General features: G+C 36.5%; 23 protein-coding genes. 5 read left to right on the top strand and 18 right to left on the bottom strand.

Annotated elements, in window-relative coordinates; all coding sequences use genetic code 11:
- From DUK53_RS09880 to DUK53_RS09870, 3 genes are all read left to right on the top strand, one after another.
- The gene (locus tag DUK53_RS09880) at positions 1–471 is read left to right on the top strand and encodes a DMT family transporter (RefSeq protein ID WP_483306206.1); all 471 of its coding nucleotides are present in this window, start codon (positions 1–3) and stop codon (positions 469–471) included.
- Between the two features lie 13 nt (positions 472–484).
- Complete coding sequence (locus DUK53_RS09875; protein WP_036092597.1) at positions 485–952, top strand: DMT family transporter; 468 nt, start codon at positions 485–487, stop codon at positions 950–952.
- A gap of 83 nt (positions 953–1035) precedes the next feature.
- Positions 1036–1944 (top strand): magnesium transporter CorA family protein, encoded by a 909-nt coding sequence (locus DUK53_RS09870; protein ID WP_052165084.1) that lies wholly within the window; start codon positions 1036–1038, stop codon positions 1942–1944.
- 45 nt (positions 1945–1989) lie between these two features.
- On the opposite strand, the gene DUK53_RS09865 is transcribed toward DUK53_RS09870, so the two are convergent.
- The 4 genes from DUK53_RS09865 to DUK53_RS17725 all read right to left on the bottom strand — a co-directional run bounded on the left by DUK53_RS09865 (position 1990) and on the right by DUK53_RS17725 (position 3831).
- Positions 1990–2790: a Cof-type HAD-IIB family hydrolase gene (locus tag DUK53_RS09865; protein WP_036133582.1), complete on the bottom strand. Its 801-nt coding sequence runs from the start codon at positions 2788–2790 to the stop codon at positions 1990–1992.
- A gap of 318 nt (positions 2791–3108) precedes the next feature.
- Positions 3109–3369 carry a hypothetical protein gene (locus DUK53_RS09860; RefSeq protein WP_036133578.1) on the bottom strand — a complete coding sequence of 87 codons (261 nt, stop codon included), beginning with the start codon at positions 3367–3369 and terminating at the stop codon, positions 3109–3111.
- On the bottom strand, positions 3369–3665 hold the full coding sequence (locus DUK53_RS09855; RefSeq protein WP_036133575.1) for a hypothetical protein: 297 nt from the start codon (positions 3663–3665) through the stop codon (positions 3369–3371). Before DUK53_RS09855 ends, DUK53_RS09860 begins: the two co-directional genes overlap by 1 nt.
- Positions 3655–3831 (bottom strand): hypothetical protein, encoded by a 177-nt coding sequence (locus DUK53_RS17725; RefSeq protein WP_201740724.1) that lies wholly within the window; start codon positions 3829–3831, stop codon positions 3655–3657. The genes DUK53_RS09855 and DUK53_RS17725 overlap by 11 nt, the downstream gene beginning before the upstream one ends.
- Positions 3832–3966: 135 nt before the next feature.
- Between DUK53_RS17725 and DUK53_RS09850 the strand changes: the two genes are divergently transcribed.
- Positions 3967–4209 carry a helix-turn-helix domain-containing protein gene (locus DUK53_RS09850; RefSeq protein WP_036133573.1) on the top strand — a complete coding sequence of 81 codons (243 nt, stop codon included), beginning with the start codon at positions 3967–3969 and terminating at the stop codon, positions 4207–4209.
- A 224-nt stretch (positions 4210–4433) separates the two neighbouring features.
- Here DUK53_RS09850 and DUK53_RS09845 read toward each other — a convergent pair whose 3' ends face one another.
- The 9 genes from DUK53_RS09845 to DUK53_RS09805 form a co-directional block, all read right to left on the bottom strand.
- Positions 4434–6245, bottom strand: coding sequence for a UvrD-helicase domain-containing protein (locus tag DUK53_RS09845; protein WP_036133569.1), 1812 nt, complete (start codon positions 6243–6245; stop codon positions 4434–4436).
- Entirely contained in the window at positions 6238–8421 is a 2184-nt protein-coding gene (locus DUK53_RS09840) for an ATP-dependent nuclease (protein WP_036133566.1), read from the bottom strand. The genes DUK53_RS09845 and DUK53_RS09840 overlap by 8 nt, the downstream gene beginning before the upstream one ends.
- A gap of 117 nt (positions 8422–8538) precedes the next feature.
- Positions 8539–9252 (bottom strand): helix-turn-helix domain-containing protein, encoded by a 714-nt coding sequence (locus DUK53_RS09835; RefSeq protein WP_036133563.1) that lies wholly within the window; start codon positions 9250–9252, stop codon positions 8539–8541.
- Entirely contained in the window at positions 9237–9914 is a 678-nt protein-coding gene (locus DUK53_RS09830) for a helix-turn-helix domain-containing protein (protein WP_036133560.1), read from the bottom strand. Before DUK53_RS09830 ends, DUK53_RS09835 begins: the two co-directional genes overlap by 16 nt.
- A gap of 214 nt (positions 9915–10128) precedes the next feature.
- Positions 10129–11463 carry a relaxase/mobilization nuclease domain-containing protein gene (locus tag DUK53_RS09825; RefSeq protein ID WP_036133557.1) on the bottom strand — a complete coding sequence of 445 codons (1335 nt, stop codon included), beginning with the start codon at positions 11461–11463 and terminating at the stop codon, positions 10129–10131.
- Positions 11412–11753, bottom strand: a complete 342-nt coding sequence (locus DUK53_RS09820; RefSeq protein WP_036133555.1) for a plasmid mobilization protein — start codon at positions 11751–11753, stop codon at positions 11412–11414. Before DUK53_RS09820 ends, DUK53_RS09825 begins: the two co-directional genes overlap by 52 nt.
- A 185-nt stretch (positions 11754–11938) precedes the next feature.
- Positions 11939–12253 (bottom strand): plasmid mobilization protein, encoded by a 315-nt coding sequence (locus tag DUK53_RS09815; RefSeq protein WP_036133552.1) that lies wholly within the window; start codon positions 12251–12253, stop codon positions 11939–11941.
- A 1-nt stretch (position 12254) separates the two neighbouring features.
- The gene (locus DUK53_RS09810; protein WP_036133549.1) at positions 12255–13328 is read right to left on the bottom strand and encodes a site-specific integrase; all 1074 of its coding nucleotides are present in this window, start codon (positions 13326–13328) and stop codon (positions 12255–12257) included.
- 2 nt (positions 13329–13330) lie between these two features.
- Positions 13331–13528 carry a hypothetical protein gene (locus tag DUK53_RS09805; protein WP_036133546.1) on the bottom strand — a complete coding sequence of 66 codons (198 nt, stop codon included), beginning with the start codon at positions 13526–13528 and terminating at the stop codon, positions 13331–13333.
- Between the two features lie 140 nt (positions 13529–13668).
- Between DUK53_RS09805 and DUK53_RS09800 the strand changes: the two genes are divergently transcribed.
- A complete protein-coding gene (locus tag DUK53_RS09800; RefSeq protein WP_036133543.1) occupies positions 13669–14148 on the top strand; it encodes a helix-turn-helix domain-containing protein in 480 nt (159 codons plus the stop codon).
- 196 nt (positions 14149–14344) lie between these two features.
- Here the strand turns inward: DUK53_RS09800 and guaA are convergent, their stop codons facing one another.
- The 5 genes from guaA to DUK53_RS09775 all read right to left on the bottom strand — a co-directional run bounded on the left by guaA (position 14345) and on the right by DUK53_RS09775 (position 19275).
- Positions 14345–15889 (bottom strand): glutamine-hydrolyzing GMP synthase, encoded by a 1545-nt coding sequence (guaA, locus tag DUK53_RS09795; protein WP_036092633.1) that lies wholly within the window; start codon positions 15887–15889, stop codon positions 14345–14347.
- A 64-nt stretch (positions 15890–15953) separates the two neighbouring features.
- Positions 15954–16376 carry a PTS sugar transporter subunit IIB gene (locus DUK53_RS09790; RefSeq protein ID WP_052165083.1) on the bottom strand — a complete coding sequence of 141 codons (423 nt, stop codon included), beginning with the start codon at positions 16374–16376 and terminating at the stop codon, positions 15954–15956.
- A gap of 234 nt (positions 16377–16610) precedes the next feature.
- Entirely contained in the window at positions 16611–16919 is a 309-nt protein-coding gene (locus DUK53_RS09785) for a putative quinol monooxygenase (protein ID WP_036092636.1), read from the bottom strand.
- Positions 16920–16938: 19 nt separating this feature from the next.
- A complete protein-coding gene (gene nadE / locus DUK53_RS09780; RefSeq protein ID WP_036092638.1) occupies positions 16939–17766 on the bottom strand; it encodes an ammonia-dependent NAD(+) synthetase in 828 nt (275 codons plus the stop codon).
- A 21-nt stretch (positions 17767–17787) separates the two neighbouring features.
- Positions 17788–19275, bottom strand: a complete 1488-nt coding sequence (locus DUK53_RS09775) for a nicotinate phosphoribosyltransferase (protein WP_036092641.1) — start codon at positions 19273–19275, stop codon at positions 17788–17790.
- Positions 19276–19354 lie beyond the last annotated feature (79 nt).

The following is a 19354-nucleotide window of genomic DNA, read 5'->3' as shown; positions in this document are numbered from 1 at the left end:
ATGAAAAAGGGGGATTGTTTGATGACACTATTACTGATGTTGGCTGGGCTGATGGCAGGGATGACTATTCCTGTTCAAACAGCGGTCAATTCACGACTACGCGGCTATACAAAATCGCCTTTTATCGCCTCTTGGGTGTCTTTTTTGATTGGAAGTATTATTTTGATCGCACTGGCACTCGTTTTTGAGCACGGTTGGACGTTTGATTTACATATACTGGCGGTTAATCCTTGGTGGATTTGGTTCGGCGGTGGCGCGCTTGGTGTGTTCTTTTTAACGTCAAATATTTTATTAATGCCGCGACTTGGATCGGCTTTAACTGTCGTGATTACGCTGTGTGGGCAAATGGTGATGGCGCTTTTGATTGACCATTTTGGTTGGTTCAGTGTGCCGGTTCATGAGCTTAATTTGCCAAGAGTCATTGGAATCGCAATGATGTTTTTCGGCGTTATTCTGATGCAGCGATACTAAGGGAGGCTTTTTTATGACAACAAAACGATCTAAATCGATGATCGCGTTTATGTGCATGGGGCTCGTGGCGGGCATGATGTCGCCGATTCAGACGTCCATTAATAGCCGATTGCGGATTGCGGTGGATTCGCCGATTATTGCTTCGATGATTTCATTTCTGGTCGGGATGACGCTACTCCTACTCATATCACTAATTGTCGAACGCAGACTGACATTTCAACTGCGCGGCGTTGGTCGAATTCCGTGGTGGATTTTCACTGGTGGCGCACTCGGCGTTATTTTCGTTACATCGAATATTTTACTGCTACCGCTACTCGGCTCGGCGCTGACCGTTGTTTTGGCGCTTTGCGGGCAGATGATTATTGCGCTGACGATTGACCATTTCGGCTGGTTCGGCATTATCCGGCATCCGATTAATCGTTACCGCGTACTCGGCGTGCTTTCGATGGTTGGCGGCGTTTTGCTGATTCAATGGTTCTAAACTGACTCCGTTCGGGACTTCCTTTATTCAAAATTACTGCTATAATAATTAGAGGCTCAGTCAGAAAAAAGGGAGATGAGGCAGTGATTACTAAAATACCTTTTAAAAATGGAGAATATGATTGGATTAATATCAACATTGAGAATCCTACAGAATTAAAGAAGTTCTACGAGGAATATGAAATTGATGATGAAGTTGTGGCTTATTCGCTGGATAGAAACGAGCGCGCCCATTTGGAGTATGATTTAGCTACGAATACGTTTGTGCTGTTTTTCAACGTGCCGAACAATGAAAAAATTGACGATCATTATGAGACGATTCCGATGACGTTTTTGATTAAAGGCTCGCAATTTATTACGGTGACGAATGCAAAAAATCAATATGTGGCGGATAAAATGAAGCGATATTTGGACAACAACGATGGAAAAACGATTTTTGAGTTCTTATTTAGTTCTTTATTTATGATTACCGATTCGTATTTTCCGTTCGTCGAGCAAATGGATGCCGATAGAAAAACGATCAATGATAAACTGAAGGAAAAAACGACGAAGCAAAACTTACTTTCTCTATCTGATTTGGAGACTGGCATTGTTTATTTTGTCTCCGCATCCAAGCAAAATCTGGTTTTGTTAGAGCAGATTAAGACGCATATTATTTATCGGACGCTCGATGCGAGTGAAAAAGAGCAATTTGAAGATGCGGTGATTGAGGCGAAGCAGTTGGTTGAGATGACGCAATTATCATCGCAAATTTTGCAGCAGTTGTCGGGGACGTATAATAATATTTTGAATAATAATCTGAATGATACGATTAAGATTTTGACGGTGTTGTCGATTTTGCTAACGATTCCTACGATTATTACCGGATTTTTCGGGATGAACATGCCTTTGCCGCTGGAACACAATCCGTTTGGCTGGATCACTACGATTGCGATTAGTGTCGTTGTTTGGTTCGTGCTTTCCTATGTATTACGCAGATTGTTGAGACGGTGAAAAAGACCGAACACTAGGCCCAAAAAGCTCAGCGTTCGGTCTTTTTCAGTTAAATGGGTACTCTTTATTCAGAATAGCGTCGATCGTATTAAGTACGCCCTCTTCATTGTTCGAGTCGGTCATATAATTCGCAGCACTTTTGACCGGCTCCGTCGCATTTCCCATCGCAAAACCGTATGCCACATGATGCAGCATCTCGATATCATTACCACTATCTCCAAAAGCGACTGTTTCATGATCTTCAATATGACATAGCTCCTGAATCCGCTTCACGCCGTGCGCCTTATGTAAACCGGGAATAATCAAATCAATATACACATTTCCACTCGTGACTGGTGTAATAAAATCGCCAACGCTTTCATGCAATTTATCCAACACTTCTGGCACGTCCGATTCGTTAAACGTGAGCGCGAATTTGAAAATTGTATCGTTGATGGTATAGAGATCGTCCACGCGCTTTAATTTATGGTAGTATTTCAAGCTTTGATTGAAGTCCGCCTCGCCAACGTACGCACTATTCCGGCCACAAACAACAAGGCTACTGGGCTGGAAATCGCGAAGAATATCAAGGACCTTGCGCACCGTATTCTCACTCATTTCACCACAAAAAACTTCCTCATTGGAATGAACGATATACGCACCATTTTCAGCCACGAAAGAAATTTCGTCCGCAAAATCTGGAAAGAATGATTTTAATTGATAATACTGATTTCCGCTTGCGACAACAAAACGGATACCACACTTTTTTAATTCAGTGTATTGTTGGCGGAAACGTTCGCGGTTGTAGTCTTGGTTGTTATTCAAGAATGTGCCGTCCATATCGACTGCGATTAGTTTTATTGGCATTTTGGGTTGGCTCCTTTTTGGGCTGTATTTAGTTCTATTATAACATTTCTAAGTACAAAAAAAGAGCCGAAACCCTATAAAAGGATTTCAAACTCTTTGGAATTTACTCCCACTCAGTAAATCGATTTTAAAACTAAACATATTAGTTTAATTTTCGTGCTGTTTTATGCACTTTAAATTCATATTTTCTATATTATTTAGCTTTAATCAAATTTCTGTTATCAAAATGTTATCACTTTAATTCAAATTTTCCAAGTGCTTAACTAGTTTATCCTAATATCTTTAACAAGAAATCATTCACTTTTGCTGGATGTTTTTTTATTTGTCTTTTAAGAATTTCATCCCCTCTTTAAAAGCTATTCTGTAAATATAAAGAAAGGCTTCAACTTGATATTTTTCCAGAGCATCAAGATAAGCAATTATTTCTGGGTTCCATAATTCTTCTAACTGATCGCGCAATTGATAATAACATTGGCTTTTTTCTTGGAACGCTTCGTGATTACTATCTCCCTCACAAATGCCTTCTATACGCGCCAGACAAAACTGGTCAAAATCTTGTTCTATTGTTTGACTCTCCATCACATACTCACCTCTCTGGTAGTAAAATCAAAATAGCAGGTACTCCCTTGCAAATGAAAGTTATTGGTTACTAATTGTAAATGATAAGTTACTAAGATAGCTTGTATTTCTAATTGTAAAATTGGCAATAACCTCTGCAAACGTTCCGTATCCTGAATATCAATCGAATAACTACAAGCTTTAGTCTGTACAACTAACTCTACCTTGTCAGTAACTCCATGTATATTTTGAAGGTGCACCGATAAATCTGGTTTTACTAACAATGAGAATCGGTCTGTCTTAAATTTAAATTTCATTCTCTTTCCCCTCCTTTTTAGTCACTATTGCATCAAAAGCTATTTGCATCCCTAACTTAAACCCATGTGTAAACGTTTCAACTAGTTCACTTAGCTGCTCTTCTGATTTTTGATGATATTGTTCTTTAACATAATTCTGTGCAGTATTTTCTATAAAATCACTCAAGATTTGCTCACCACCTCCAAAAAATTCTTCATAGCGAAATATTTCCCTATTACGAAACATTATAATGGAAATAGATAGTAAAATCAATATAATAATTCGCTATGACGAAATTATATGTAAGGTGGTGAAATTACGATGCAAAAGATAAGACCAGATATGGATATTGGTAAGAACATTCAACGACTAAGAAATGATTCCAAAATGACACAAGATCAAGTAGTAGCAAAGATGAATATCATGGGATTAAATATCTCGAAAAGTACATATGCAAAATTAGAAACTAATCGCATGAATATACGCGTAAGTGAACTTATTGCACTGAAAATCATTTTCAATGCTGAGTTTAATGATTTCTTTGAGGATTTGATTTTGAAATAAATTATCTCCTTTATTATAAAAATATCAAACTAATAAATGTTATTTTAAAAATTTATTAGTTTGATATGATATATTAGAAATGTATAAAGACTGGTACAAACGGGTTAGAAATAAAAAATAAGCAGGAATCTTGTATTTGCCATTTCCTTAAATGGTTTAATACAAGGCTTCCTGCTTTTCTATTTTCTTTCTTTTTAGTTTTGTCTCATATTCTTTACGACTAACTACTCAATAACTTTTGACGAATGAGATAATATGTCATATGAAAATTGATATTTCTTCATTAAAAATGTTGGTTCATACTCGATACCCTTATTCGTTTTATATCCCCTTTCTGAAATCAGATATAAATTCTCCTTCGCTCTGGAACAAATTACATATAATAACTTTGTTGCTGAACCTAACCCTTTGTCAGGAGAACCAAAAATTTCATTCCAATGTGGAATTTTACCATCTAAAATATTAATAGCTATCATTGTATTATATTCTTCTCCCTTAACTTTATGTGCAGTTGTTAAAGTAATTCCGCTTCTAGAATAATATACTTTTCTGAAGTTTTCTATATCTGATGCTAGTTTATTTCTTTCCATTCGCTCTTTTGTTTCTTTAATAAAGCTCTCAAATGCTGCAAAAATTTCTGGATAAAGTGGTGAAGTTATGTTAAGTTTGCAAAATAAGGATACAGTTGTTTCTTTAAAATATTCTAGACCATTATTAGTTTGACATAGTCTTTTACTAGCATTAATTTCTTTCAATAAATCAGTTGAGATAAAGTCCTCTGGCAAATTGACATTAAATTCGTTTATTAATATTTTTAAAATCTCTGAACTAATTCTTTTTCGTAGTCTATTTTTATTTCCAGAGTCCGTGAAATACAACCTAGATAATTTAAAAAACATACTATGATCATTCACCTTAATTGGGGATACTGTTAAAGCATCAAATTTAGAGTCTGGTAATAATTCCTTTAATTTATCACCTATAGAAAAAAGTATATAATGCTGCGGTGCGACAATACATATTTCATTCTCTGGAACACCTTGATTCAAATGATATAAAATAATATCAGCAATTTTTTTTGATACATCATCTTTATGAACATCCGTTATATGAGAAATTTTACCGATATATTTTCTGTTTTCTCCACGACTACTTATCTTATAAGAGTTTTGTTGGAATTCAGAATAAAAATCAACCATTCTTTGTGTGGAACGATAACAACCAGATAATTTTTCAACCTTAAAGGGAAGACCTGTTAGTTCAGCAAGTTCATCAACTGTCTTTACAACCCCATTAAGCGCTCCATAAATAGCCTGATCTACATCTCCAACAAAAAGAGCTTGAATAGATTTGTTAGCAAATGTTAATAGACCAATAATATTATATTGTATATCTCTTGTATCTTGAAACTCATCCACATAAATTGTTCTTAGTACTCGTGCAATATTTTTACAAGTTATTTTTGACTCTTTTAAAATTTGATGCGCCATCAATAATATTAAGTCAAAATCAATTTCTTTATTATCCAATAATTTTTGATGATACATTGAAGTTACTTTTGGGAACCGTTTTTCTAATATACCCCCTTCTGTGGTTAACGATAAATTGATATTGTTTTTTTCGTGACCTTTTATTTCAATATTAAGCTTTGATAAAATTTCTTCCACATATTCACTTTGAGTATATCCATCTACAATATTAAAACCCTTTGATAATCTCGAAAGATTCATTCCAAATGGATAAATAATAAATTCCAAACAAAACTGATGAATTGTTCCTACCCAAACACTTGGAGAATCAATTCCTAGAAAGTCTAGCCTATCTTTGATCTCCTCCGCTGCACGATTAGTATAAGTAATAGCAACTATTTTTTTAGTAGAATTTTTATTTACTACACTTTGATAGGCGATTTTTCGTGTTAGTACTCTTGTTTTTCCACTTCCTGGGCAGGCTGTAATATATAGGTTATCTAAACTTTCGACAATTTTTTTTTGTTCTTCATTTAGATCGTGCAGGAATTCTGTAGCATCATCCATCACATGACACTCCTTCATCTAATAAAGTTAAGTAGTCTTCACAAGCATTTATAAAATAAGACGCCTCATAATCATATTTTTCTAGATATTTTTTAACTATATTTTTCAATGCATCTTCATTATTTTGTGCAACTTCTATATCTTTAATAAACTCATCCTCTTTACCGATGTATAGTGCCTCATGTTTTATTAGTTTTATATAAATTGCTATAGACATCGATTCTTGTGATGCAAAAGCTAAAGCATCTAGAATATAATTGGGAATGCTCACTGATTCATCAATAGTATTACTGATTTCAATCGCAAACCAGCCTTTTCCAAGCTTATTAGCTAATTTTAGCATTGCTAAATTGCGATTTTTTATATCATCTCCGTCTAATGCATTAAGATATTCCTGAACAGTAGTCGTTTTTGAAAAATTCCCTTCTATGATTGGAATAATATATTTTTCATTATCCTCCAAAAATTCAAGTTCAAAAGTTGTATCAGCATAAAACATATCCACCCAATTGTTTTCCTCGAACAATCTATTTAATTTTCTTTTTCGCTTTGCTCCTATTTCCTCAGCCCTTTTTTTGTACAAGGGACTCTCTTCTGGAATGGCCTTCTGATCTAAATCAGTAATAATAGCACAATATCTCATAACTCGCTCCGCATCAAACAAACTAGCTATGTATTCAAATGCTGTACCCCCAATATTTATCAATCCAATTCCAATTTCATCAAGAGAAATTCCAAAAGCTTTTTTCACAAGATTAGGTATTAAGATTTCTTCGGCATCCCCCTCTACTAGGACTACCCCTTTTGAGAAAAGTAACCCATTTCTTTTCACATCTAAATACCGTTCTATATTCTTTTCAAGATTCATATTCTTCTCCAACTTTTCACTAGCAAATAAATCTAGTCCACTTGATGGACTCATCACAATAGATTCTTTGTCATATGATTTTATTATGTTCATTCTAGATATTTCAGACGACTCTGCAAGATGAACAGAATGCGTTGTCATAATAAGTTGAGTATAGCCTTCTTTAACACTTAGCCCCTCAAATAAAGTTTTTTGTATATGTCTATGAATATGAGCTTCTGGTTCTTCGATCAACATAATATTTAACAATTCACGAGATCTACAGCTCTCGAACTCTACAATTTTTAATGCTAGATAAATCATATTTAGATGACCTAGCCCTAATAATTCTAATTCATCGTCATCTTTTGATCTCATTGAAAGAAATTTTGAAAGTGAACTTATTTCATCTGACATATTTGAAGACAAGCTTAAATCAGGCGAATAAACGCTACCAAGAATATCTTTCAGTTCAGAATTCAAAATGTTTCCAATATCATTAATCTGAGGTATACTAATAATTTCATCATTTAAGGCTTTAATTTTTCCTTTAACATCTTCTATACGATTCACTTCAATACTTGACTCAATAGCTTCTATAATTCTACGGATGGGGTTTTTTGATGTTTTCATCTCTCTTAAAACATCTCGTAGTGCATCAATATAGACAACTGAAATATGTTGATAAATATCAATCATATCAATTTTTGTACCTAATATAGCACTGTCATCATCAGAAGGATCCATAGCTAGCGATTCATTTAAATTTCCAACTAGGCTATAATAATGGTCGTCTGATAAAAAATCGAAATCAGATTTTGATGTATAATAAAATTCATAATCGACTAGCCTTATATTTCCCCGAATTTTTTCGAACTCTGCTGTACCTTTATTATCATGTAATTTTTTTCTGATACTCTTATTGGGTCTAATAAATAATGTTAAACTACCTATGCCATCAATATCTTTTGTCAATAGTCTACTTACTTCACCGATATTCTCTGTCTCATCAATTTTTTCTATCTCAGCTATTGATAAAGTTGAACATATCTCATTATCCATATCTTCTTCTGTTATACCGCCAAATGTTGCGGAGATTATTATCCATTCACCACGCCAATTTTCTCCCAAGTAATACGAAAAATCACTTTCTTTTAGGTTTTTACTACCATAATAATAACTATCATCTAATAAAATTCTTAAGGCTGTTAAAGCATTAGACTTACCTGCATCGTTTTCACCAATAATAGTATTTGTTCCCTTTTTAAAATTGAAATTTCCTGATTTGTAATTTCTAAAGTTTTTTATTTTTAAATTTGATAAATACATAACTGTTCCTCACCTCTATAATATATTTAATAATTTTTATCTAATCACCCATTCAAGTAAACGTTATCATAATTATATCATGAATATCACCAAATTATTACATTTAATCCCTTGCACTTAATCCATCAACTTATATGTGTTTTTACTCCATTCATTATCAAACTCATAATCTTTTGATAAATTATCCCGTTGTATATTGTATTCATCACATATATAATTTTCCAAACGTTTAACCATCAAATCTCTCAACATCATGATAGGCTGTTCGGAATATAGACCTTCTAACTCCCGCTTTATTTCCTCTTGTGAAAATAAAACAGCATTTATTTCTAAACCAATTGCTTTTTGTTCCTTAGCAAGTAAAAATCTCGCTTTATTAAACTTATACCAGCTGAAAATAAATTGTCTCATATAGTTTCTCAGGTTTTTATCGTACTCTTCGGTCTCAGCTTTTTCAATCTCATCTCCAACTTTATTTAAAAAATCTAAGCCTTGTTTGCGAGGTATAGAAAAAACTTCTTCCTTTGATACAATAGAATATTTTCGAAAGAAATCTATAGGGTATCTTTCGTCAACTAAATCTAAAATACTCTTGCCAAGCGTGGTATATTTCACTTGATTATTTTTTGAGTCGATATCATCTCTAATCAAAAAATCAACTGTGATATTTAGCACTTTACATATACGAATACAGCTACTTACGGTTGGTATTGCCTCCTGACGCTCCCAGCGACCAATCATTTCTCTAGAAACACCCACTTTTTCTGCTAAAACATCTTGTGTCCAATTATTTCTTTTACGCTCTTCTTTCAACTTTAAATGTAACGCCATGGGTTTACCTCCTTCTCATCAAAAATAGAACTCTGCAATACTGAAATAAGATCTGTACGTAATTCCTCTATCTCATACATCACTTGGTTTATACTTATTGGATCTCGTGTGTCTGTTATACTCAACTTTCCAGAATTATCTACATGTAATATATCCATAATACTTTCTGCTGATTCATCATTACATGAATCCATTTCAATCATCCAAAATCGTAAATTAGTTAATGCAGCTTTGCAACGAGATAATTCTAAATCATCTATAGTATCTTTTTTCAAATAATCTTCATATGTGCGAGCAATAATATCATATTTAGGAACAAAAATCCAATCTCTTTCATCAGCAATATCATATATTTTCAAAAACTCAAAAATATTATCAACTTGACAATAATCATTTATTTGCTTTCCAAATTGATAATACTGTTGATTCAAATCAAAATCTGGATCCACGTTACTATTTAAGAAATCATCTGCCTTAATACTATATAACATGCACAGATACCTTAAAGAAGTAACATCAATTTCTGAGATACCAAGTTCCCAATTTCGTACTCGATCGCTTGTCATCGAATTCCCCGTATACTCAGTTATTTGTTTTGCAAGTTTGGTTAAAGTTATTCCTCGTTTTTTTCGCTCGACTTCTAGCTGCTTATGAAATTCCATAAAAATACCTCCTCATTTCTATAATACTATCATAACAAAATATTGGTAATTCTTAAAGTAACCGTATACAGGTTTTTATCCCTTGTTTAAGTCTCTTTTGAATTTTATCACCTGTTTAAATCGAAACATAACAAAATCGAAACAGTTGGCACAACTATTTCGGTTTTGTTATGGGAACAACTGAAACGAAGTGGAAGGCGTTAGCTCAGTTACTTTAGTGTTCTATATCTGCATTCTTTGTATGATTTAACTTAAATATTTGCATCAAATTTTGTTCGATAGTTCGATCTTGTTTTTGAACTTTCTTGCACGCCTTATGTTTTTCGTATAATTCTTCTCGTCGATTTTGCAAAGATTGTGCTTGTCGATGTAACTCATGTTTTATCTGCTTACTTGGCTTTACATTAGCTTGTTTAAGCGCCTTTACAGCAGTTGTATATAATCTGATAGCTGACTCTTGTTTATCGGAGTTCAGCATTTGCTTTTCTCTAGAATTATATATTCCTTTTGTATTTTCATAAATATCAAGTTGCTTCAAAATAAATTGTGTATTAGCTAGTTTTGTTTCAATCGCCTTAATATCTGAAATGTTAGCATTCATCATTTCTTGATTACTTATTTTTTTCTGCTCCCATTCTTCAAGAGAAGTAATACCAAGCCCATTCAATAAATTTACCGTCTTGGCATTTTGTTTAAGGTTATGCAACTTTGCCCAATGTTCATAGCCTTTACTCTCAATAACTTTCTTGTTATTTTCCAAAGCAACCATAATACTAAGTGGCTCGTTTTTCAGATTTATTTTCTTAGCTTTTTTGATTGGCAGCTTATCTTTTTTTACGATACGTAATTTGATATTTCCTTCTGAATAGTTTTCACCCAGTTGCATCGCTCGTGTGAATCGTTTTTGTTTTTCAGCACGAAAAGCAATATGTTTTCCATATTTAATCTCATATCCTTGTTCTTGCATTTGGCTTGTAAAATCTTCGAATGTTCTACTACTTTGTATACACATATCAATGACAGTTCTCAGTTGTGTTTTCCAGCTGTTTCCTTGCTGATCCATTTGCCATTCATAGTGACTTTTGCCTTTATTTTGGTTTAGCGGAATCACAGAAAGTCCATGTTCTACACACAATATATCGCTCGCCTCTCTCAGTTGATAATATGTTTTGGTGCAATCATTATATTTTTTATGATCTACAAAGCTAGATGCGCAAAATATCACATGATTATGAATATGTTCTTTATCTATATGTGTCGTTAGTATATATTCATATTTTCCTTGCAGGTGTTGCTCCAGTAATTGTTTGCCGATTTCATGTGTTTGTTCTGGACTTATTTCCTCAGGCTTAAAAGATTGAATAATATGATAAGCTTTATTGCTACCTCCTGAACGACTATTTTGGTCTAATGTTAATTCAAACTCTAAATCGGCAGTTTCGGGCGCGCAGGCGTAACTATAAACATATTTCGATTTGATTGGATCAAGAATATAATTTATTGCTTTATCAAGCGTTTTTTTGATAGACCATATCTTTGTAATCGCCATACTTTTTGCATCATCTCCTCTATTTTTTGGATATTTTCTTTTGAAATTTTATTATCTGTGTTTGCTACCCGTGCAATCTGGTTAATATTAGTGCCAATTTTATTTAGCTCCATAGTAAGCTTTTTAGTTTCATCATAATTTGAAACAATAATCGCACCGTCAATTGCCATCTTTCTTAGGTAAGCTTCACGATTTGTTATCCCTGCTTCTTTCATTTTCATTTCAATAAATGCTTTTTCTTCCTCATTAACTCTAAACTTTAAATCTATATTTCGATTTCTATTTGCCATTCTTTTATTTTCTTCCTTTCCAATTTTATTTTAAAAATAAGGGGTTTGGGGATTTCCCCAACAAGTAATTTCAAACGCGAGTCGCGAATGCGAAACGGGTGAAATTTGGATATGGGGTACCATATCCAGTGCTTGCTTCTCTGTTACTTTGCAAATTTAAGTGATAATAAAAAGAAGAATGAAATTCACTCTTCTTCTCGAAATTTTTGAAGCAAGTCAATTGTGTAGGCTATTAGCTCTGCGGTTTCTTTATCAATTGATTGTGCGTTCTTCAATAGTTCGTTAAACTCATTTATTTGATTTCTGAACGCTTTAAATACTCTTGGACTATAATTTACTGTTATTTCTTCTTTTAAAATCCTATGAATCAAATACTCTTGTTTAGTTAGACCTGACAGCTTTACTAACTTATTCAAATGCTCATTTTCTTCTGGAGACATTCTAAATGCAACTATTTTATTTCTCCAACGTCCTTGTCTATCTAATGTTTTGACTGACATTTTAAGCCTCTCCTTTTAAATTATCTAATACGTTTGCAATTTCCATTTGTTTGCTCGGGAATAAATGTGCATAACGGTAGGTAACATCAATGCTTTCATGACCTAATCGATCTGCAATTGCCACTGCTGAAAATCCACTATCTATTAAGAGCGATACATGCGAATGCCTTAAATCATGAATACGAATGCGTTTTACATTTTGCTCTTTCGAACCTCGTGTCATTTCATGATGCAAGTAATTCTTTGTTATTGGAAATAACCGCTCATCTGGCTCACATTTATAAATTGATTGAATGTAATCTTGAATTTCCTCCCCTAAAAATTCAGGCATTTGAATGATACGATTACTTTTTGGAGTTTTTGGCTCCGTTATTACATCTACCCCTTTAAGCCGCTGACAGGATTTTGAAATAGATAGCCTACCTTTATTAAAATCAAAATCTGATTCTGTAAGAGCAAGTAACTCTCCTAACCTAATTCCACACCAATATAGGATTTCAAATGCATAAAATGACATTGATTTATCCATCATTGAATCTGAAAATTTTTGGTATTCTTCTTTTGTCCAGAATAGCATTTCTACGCCTTTTTCTTTTCCCATATTTCCAGCTTTACGTGCAGGGTTAGACTTTAGTTCATAAAATCGCACGGCGTGATTAAAAATGGCACTAAATTGATTATGAAGTGTTTTTAGATAAACTGGTGAATAAGGCTTTCCATTCTTATTCCTATAAGAAATCATCTTATTTTGCCATTGGATAATATCCTTTGGTGCTATCTCGCTTATCTTTCTGTTCTTGAAATATGGTAATATCTTTTTCTCAACAATATTTAATTTAGTCTCCCAAGTACTCTCTCTAATTCTGTTTTTCATATCTTTTTTGTAAATATCCCAAAATGCTGAGAAAGTCATAGTTAAGTCTGCTGTTTTCTTTTGCAAGAATTCGCGTTCCCATTCCAGTGACTCTTTTCTTGTAGTAAATCCGCGTTTTACTTTTTGTTTCTTCTCCCCCTGCCAATTAATGTACCTAAACGATGTAAACCATGTTCCGTTTTTATCTTTGAATGCTGCCATTATTAATTACCTCCTTCTTCTTGTAATTGTCCATATAATTTTTCTTCATAATATTTTCTACTCACTCGACCAGCAATCGTGATAAAACCTTTTTCAGTTAGTTCCTTGTTTAACTTTCTAATTAATTTGCACGCAAAAGAATAAGATACGCCTAATTCTTTTGCTACTTCATCTGCTTTGATGAATATTGGTTTACTCATTTAATTCCTCCTTCCCCTCGCTTTAACTAAACATATTTGTTTAAGTAAAGTATAAATTAAACTTTTTTGTTTAGTTTTTATTGATTTTGATTTGTAATTGTTTTATAATCAATTTAACAAATATGTTTAGGAGGGCTAATATGGCAATTGGTGATAATATAAGAAAGTTTCGAAAGCTTAAAGGTATGACGCAAAAAGAATTAGGATTTGCTCTAGGTTTTGACAAAAAAACGGCAGATATTCGTATTGCACAGTATGAAAGTGGAACAAGAACACCTAAAGAAGACATGATCAATGATTTATCAAACATTCTTGATGTAAGTCCAAATGCGATTACTACTCCCAATATCGATAGTTATATTGGTCTGATGCATACCTTATTTTCAATTGAGGATACCTATGGACTAAAAATTATCGATGGTGAAGATGGTATTGCCTTACAACTTGATAAAAACTCAAGTTCTTTTCATTCCCTTCTTGATTCTTTTCTCTCTTGGCAACAAGAATCTGAAAAATTTAAGAACGAGGAAATATCATTAGAAGAGTATAATCATTGGAGATTCAATTATCCAAAAGTGGAAGCTGAACGTACCAAATCGAAACTCGATAAATCAAAATAAGAACGCAAAAAAGGCTCGCCGATTTCGACAAAGCCTTTCATATAGAAAATTATTTTATTGAATGACATCACTTGAATTTGATAAAATATTATCCGTAAAAATACAAAGATAATAAAAACTGTTATCAAACTGTTATCATTCTGCATAGAAAAAGCCCTAAAACCTTGTCATTACTGAGGTTTTAGGGCTTTGATTATTATTCCCACTCCACGGTCGCGGGCGGCTTACTCGTAATATCATAAACAACACGATTCACATGCGCTACTTCATTCACGATTCGCGTTGAGATCAACTCCAACACTTCCCATGGAATCCGTGCCCAGTCTGCTGTCATGCCATCAATCGAAGTTACCGCGCGGATAACAACTGTGTGGTCGTACGTACGGCCGTCGCCCATCACGCCTACGCTGCGGATGTTTGGTAGTGCCGTAAAGTATTGCCAAATTTCGCGGTCCAAGCCGGCATTCTTAATTTCTTCGCGTAAAATGTAGTCAGAATCGCGGACGATTTCTAGTTTCTCTTCGGTAATCTCACCTAGTACGCGGATGCCTAGTCCTGGTCCTGGGAATGGTTGGCGCCAAACGATTGCGTCGGGCATGCCTAGTTCTAGTCCCAGTGCGCGAACTTCGTCTTTGAATAGTGTGTTTAGGGGCTCAATCAATTGGAACTGCATGTCTTCTGGCAAACCACCAACGTTATGGTGAGACTTGATTGTCTGCGCCGTTGCTGTTCCACTTTCGATAATATCGGTGTACAGTGTTCCTTGTGCTAGAAATTCAACGCCGTCCAACTTTGTAGCTTCGTCGTCGAAAACGTAGATGAACTCGTTACCGATTGTTTTACGTTTTTGCTCAGGGTCGGAAATGCCGGCAAGTTTTGTCATGAAGCGTTCTTTGGCGTCGACTTTGATAATATTCATGTGGAAATCGCCGTATAGCGTCTCCATCACTTGTTCTGCTTCGCCTTTACGTAGCAAACCGTGATCGACAAAAATACATGTTAGCTGATCGCCAATTGCTTTGTGAATCAGGACGCCGACTACAGAGGAATCCACGCCGCCAGAAAGGGCTAGCAGGACTTTTTTATCGCCGACTTGTTCGCGGATTTTAGCAACTTCCACGTCAATGAAGTTCTCCATCGTCCAGTCGCCTTTACAGCCGCAGATGTTTAACGCGAAGTTTTTTAATAATTCGTTGCCGTGAACGGAGTGTTGTACTTCTGGATGGAATTGCACGCCGTACATTTTGCGGTCTTCGTTTGTGATTGCAGCAATCGGGCATGAAGCGCTCGTAGCAGTGACTTCAAAGCCTGCTGGTTCTGCAACGACTAGGTCACCGTGACTCATCCAAACAACTTGCTCGGTCGGTAGTGCTGCGAAAAGGCGGGACGGTTTCTCAACGTTGATGGTTGCTTTGCCGTACTCGCGGTCTTTTGCGGGCTCTACTTTTCCAGCGAAGTGGTTCGTCATCAGCTGCATGCCGTAACAAATGCCGAGGATTGGAACGCCCATCTCGAATAGGTCTTCGTCGCAACGGAACGCGCCTTCATCGTAGACACTGTTCGGGCCTCCGGAGAAAATAATTCCAGTTGGATTCAGTGCTTTCATTTCTTCCACCGTAATTGTGTGTGGGTGCAACTCGCTGTACACGCCAAATTCACGTATACGACGCGTAATCAATTGGTTATACTGACTGCCAAAATCAAGAACGATAATTTTCTCTTGCTCTGTAAAATCTTTCATATTCCTTCACAAAACCCCTTTAAAATTTATTTATGTAAGTTGCGCGTGTTTCAAGTTCTTCTCTTTATTGTAACGTCTGGCCTGCATTCTTGCAACCGTAAAAATCGGGATTTATCAATGTCAGCGCTTGCTTTAAAATAATGTCTCCTCGCATCCTTCCAAATGCCAGGGAGTCCATATTCGCGCACGGGATTTCAAGCTCATTCAAGATAGCTTCGGCGTTTTTAAAAAGATATTTGACTTGCGGCGACACGAGAACGGCATCCACTTTTGCGTAGCCTTGAAGACGCGAGGTTGTCACCATGCCAATTGGCCCCATCACAACGACGAGATCTTTATCTTGGTGGGATTCGAAGCGATTGTATTTGAGATCTTCGGGAAATAAAAGTGCAGCGGTCATGCCCTGTTTCTCGGCTTCTTTGACAACATTTTGTGCCATCAAACTTGACGTCGCACCACCCGCACAAACGATGAGTAGTTTTTTCATTTGTAAACTCCTTTCAAGATCATTTAGTAAAACCCTAACATAAAGAAACGCCTAACCCATTACGAGGTAAGACGAAGATTAGGCTATTCGCAAAATCGAGCGAAAGCGTTTGTATTCAGGATATTCGGTGGAAGCCGGAAGCGGAGCGTACGACTGTACGTGAGAACCGGAAGTCTGCCGAATATCCTGAATGCGAGCGCTTGTCGCCGATTTATTTTGATTATAGAAACGACTCTATAGTCCTTTTCCGCCGACGACGTCCATGCTTACGCTTTTTTCGATGGATTCGATAAGTGGTTTTGCGCGTTCAATCACGGCTTTTACTTCTTCATTATCGAGCGATGCTTTGTGATGTCCGGAATCGGTCCAAACCTCTGTCACAATCACCGTATCGGGGTCGTCTTCGTTCACGCTAACGACATATTGGATGCACGCGTTGTATTTATCAAGCCCAGTCGCTGCCTCCAGCAAAATATTGACGAGCGCTTTCCTGTTTCCTGGATGCGCTTTGAACTTTGTAATTAAGCCAAATGCGATTTTCATTGTCATCTCCTCCTCAAAACTAGTTTTTCCAAAAGTCATCAAAGATTGTGATTGCCATGTGGCGCTTATGTTGTGTTTTTAAATACCAATTTTCGATTTGAATCGCAATTTCTGTCGGGATTTTTTTGCCTTCTAGATAGTCGTCGATGTTGTCGTATGTGACACCGAGCGCGACTTCATCGGGTAAGGCTGGTTTATTTTCTTCAAGATCCGCGGTCGGTTTTTTCAGATAGAGATGTTCTGGGCAACCGAGCGTTTTGAGAAGCGCCTTGCCTTGGCGTTTGTTCAAGCGAAACAGTGGATTGATATCGGTTCCGCCATCGCCGTATTTCGTGTAAAAGCCTGTCACAGCCTCAGCGGAGTGATCCGTACCAACGACGGCGCCATGATTCATCGCCGCAATGCTGTACTGCGCCTTCATCCGTTCTCGTGCTTTTTCGTTGCCTTTCGCAAAATCAGAAAGTTCGATATCCGCGTCTCGCAATGTCGCCGCGCTCGCATCTACAGCCGCTTTAATATTGATGGTCACGACGCGATCTGGCTCGATAAAGTCAAGCGCGTCCTGACAATCCGCCTCGTCAAACTGCGTCCCGTATGGCAAGCGTACCGCGATAAATTGGTAGGACTCGTCTCCCGTGGCTTCGCGCAATTCGCTGATCGCCATTTGTGACAATTTCCCAGCAAGTGTGGAATCCTGACCTCCAGAAATGCCAAGTACGAGCGATTTGATAAATGGATACTTCGTCAAATATGCCTTTAAAAACTCCACACTTTGGCGAATTTCCGCGGTTTCATCAATTTTTGGTAACACATGCATTTCTGCAATAATCTGTTTTTGTAAACTCATTCTTTTGCCCCCTTCACTTGCTTAAAATGGAATATCAAAGTTGACCGGTGAATGTTTCTGTACGGTTTTGCGGACGTTTTCGATATTTTGCATTTTATTTTTCCAACATTTCACGCTTAAATCTACGGGGTATTGTTCCGGTCGAACTGTCCGTTGATATTCATCCCACAGCAAGGCTAAATTTTCTTCTTTGTATTGGCGCGTTTGTTCTAAAGTTGGCCTTTGATATACTAATTCCCCTTTTTCGTAAATTGGAACCAATAATTCTTTTGCGGTGAAATTTGTGACTTCTTTTGTGATGTATGTGTGGATTGGATGGAACATCGTTAATGTGTCGACGCCTTCCAATGACTCGTTTTCCAAGCAAATGTAGTCGCCTTCTGCTTTTGGTCCATCTTCGTTTGTGATGATGCGATAGACTTTTTTCTTCGCGGGTGTCGTGACTTTTTCGGTATTGCTGGAAAGTTTGATAGAGTCTTGTAAAACATCGTTCTCATCGGCGATTGCGACCAATTTATAGACCGCACCGAGCGCTGGTTGGTCGTATGCCGTAATCAGTTTCGTGCCCACGCCCCACGCGTCGATTTTCGCTTTTTGCGCTTTCAGGTGGAGGATCGTTGTTTCATCTAAATCACTCGACGCAAAAATTTTCGCATCAGGGAATCCCGCTTCATCCAACATTTGGCGCGCTTTTTTCGATAGGAAGGCCATGTCTCCGCTGTCCAAACGAATGCCGATAAAATTGATGTCATCGCCCATTTCTTGCGCCACTTTAATCGCGTTTGGAATGCCCGATTTCAGCGTATCATACGTATCTACAAGGAAAATCGAATCTTTATGCGTCTGGGCGTAGCGTTTGAAAGCATCGTATTCATCGCGATAAGCCTGAACCATCGCATGCGCCATCGTTCCCGAGATTGGAATCCCGAAAGTTTTGCCCGCGCGAATGTTACTTGTCGAATCACAGCCACCGATGTACGCCGCACGTGCGCCCCAAAGTGCTGCATCCATTTCTTGTGCGCGTCTCGTACCAAATTCAGCAAGCGGTTCGCCTTCCACGACATTTTTAATCCGCGCTGCTTTCGTCGCGATTAACGTTTGGAAATTCACAATGTTAAGTAGTGCCGTCTCGATTAATTGCGCCTCTGCAAGGTTCGCCTCGACTTGAATGATCGGTTCCGTTTTAAACACAAATTCGCCTTCCACAACCGAGCGAATCGTCCCAGTGAACCGTAAATTTTTCAGATAATCAATAAATTCCTCTTCAAAAGCCGTTTCTTCGCGTAAATAAGCAATATCTGTGTCGGTAAATCGCAAATTCTCCATATAGTCGATAATGCGCTCAAGCCCTGCAAAAACGCAGAAACCCGTGTCAAACGGCATATCGCGGAAAAAAACCTCAAAAACAGCGCGTCGTTCATGCATATTATCATCCCAATACGCCTTCATCATATTAATTTGATACAAATCAGTGTGTAACGTTTTACTATCATCTGGAAATAAAGTCATACTCCATACTCCTGTCTATGTTTTCTTATAAAACATCATAGCTTAAATTACGCAAAAAAGCGAACTAAAGGAGCTTGAT

The sequence above is a fragment of the Listeria sp. SHR_NRA_18 genome, from assembly GCF_003856515.1.
GTDB classification, from domain to species: Bacteria; Bacillota; Bacilli; order Lactobacillales; family Listeriaceae; genus Listeria_A; species Listeria_A newyorkensis.
Note: the sequence above shows the minus strand (reverse complement) of the source record. Positions and strands in the feature narration are given on the sequence as shown.

Coding starts and splice junctions, on each gene's coding strand:
- DUK53_RS09825 (WP_036133557.1), bottom strand. CDS start 11,463: ATGGCGATTACAAAGATATGGTCTATCAAAAAAACGCTTGATAAAGCA.
- DUK53_RS09835 (WP_036133563.1), bottom strand. CDS start 9,252: ATGGCGTTACATTTAAAGTTGAAAGAAGAGCGTAAAAGAAATAATTGG.
- DUK53_RS09805 (WP_036133546.1), bottom strand. CDS start 13,528: ATGAGTAAACCAATATTCATCAAAGCAGATGAAGTAGCAAAAGAATTA.
- DUK53_RS09830 (WP_036133560.1), bottom strand. CDS start 9,914: ATGGAATTTCATAAGCAGCTAGAAGTCGAGCGAAAAAAACGAGGAATA.
- DUK53_RS09880 (WP_483306206.1), top strand. CDS start 1: ATGAAAAAGGGGGATTGTTTGATGACACTATTACTGATGTTGGCTGGG.
- DUK53_RS09815 (WP_036133552.1), bottom strand. CDS start 12,253: ATGTCAGTCAAAACATTAGATAGACAAGGACGTTGGAGAAATAAAATA.
- DUK53_RS09775 (WP_036092641.1), bottom strand. CDS start 19,275: ATGACTTTATTTCCAGATGATAGTAAAACGTTACACACTGATTTGTAT.
- DUK53_RS09820 (WP_036133555.1), bottom strand. CDS start 11,753: ATGGCAAATAGAAATCGAAATATAGATTTAAAGTTTAGAGTTAATGAG.
- DUK53_RS09855 (WP_036133575.1), bottom strand. CDS start 3,665: ATGAAATTTAAATTTAAGACAGACCGATTCTCATTGTTAGTAAAACCA.
- DUK53_RS09860 (WP_036133578.1), bottom strand. CDS start 3,369: ATGGAGAGTCAAACAATAGAACAAGATTTTGACCAGTTTTGTCTGGCG.
- DUK53_RS09800 (WP_036133543.1), top strand. CDS start 13,669: ATGGCAATTGGTGATAATATAAGAAAGTTTCGAAAGCTTAAAGGTATG.
- DUK53_RS09810 (WP_036133549.1), bottom strand. CDS start 13,328: ATGGCAGCATTCAAAGATAAAAACGGAACATGGTTTACATCGTTTAGG.
- nadE (WP_036092638.1), bottom strand. CDS start 17,766: ATGAGTTTACAAAAACAGATTATTGCAGAAATGCATGTGTTACCAAAA.
- DUK53_RS09785 (WP_036092636.1), bottom strand. CDS start 16,919: ATGAAAATCGCATTTGGCTTAATTACAAAGTTCAAAGCGCATCCAGGA.
- DUK53_RS09875 (WP_036092597.1), top strand. CDS start 485: ATGACAACAAAACGATCTAAATCGATGATCGCGTTTATGTGCATGGGG.
- DUK53_RS09850 (WP_036133573.1), top strand. CDS start 3,967: ATGCAAAAGATAAGACCAGATATGGATATTGGTAAGAACATTCAACGA.
- DUK53_RS09840 (WP_036133566.1), bottom strand. CDS start 8,421: ATGTATTTATCAAATTTAAAAATAAAAAACTTTAGAAATTACAAATCA.
- DUK53_RS09790 (WP_052165083.1), bottom strand. CDS start 16,376: ATGAAAAAACTACTCATCGTTTGTGCGGGTGGTGCGACGTCAAGTTTG.
- DUK53_RS09845 (WP_036133569.1), bottom strand. CDS start 6,245: ATGGATGATGCTACAGAATTCCTGCACGATCTAAATGAAGAACAAAAA.
- DUK53_RS09865 (WP_036133582.1), bottom strand. CDS start 2,790: ATGCCAATAAAACTAATCGCAGTCGATATGGACGGCACATTCTTGAAT.
- guaA (WP_036092633.1), bottom strand. CDS start 15,889: ATGAAAGATTTTACAGAGCAAGAGAAAATTATCGTTCTTGATTTTGGC.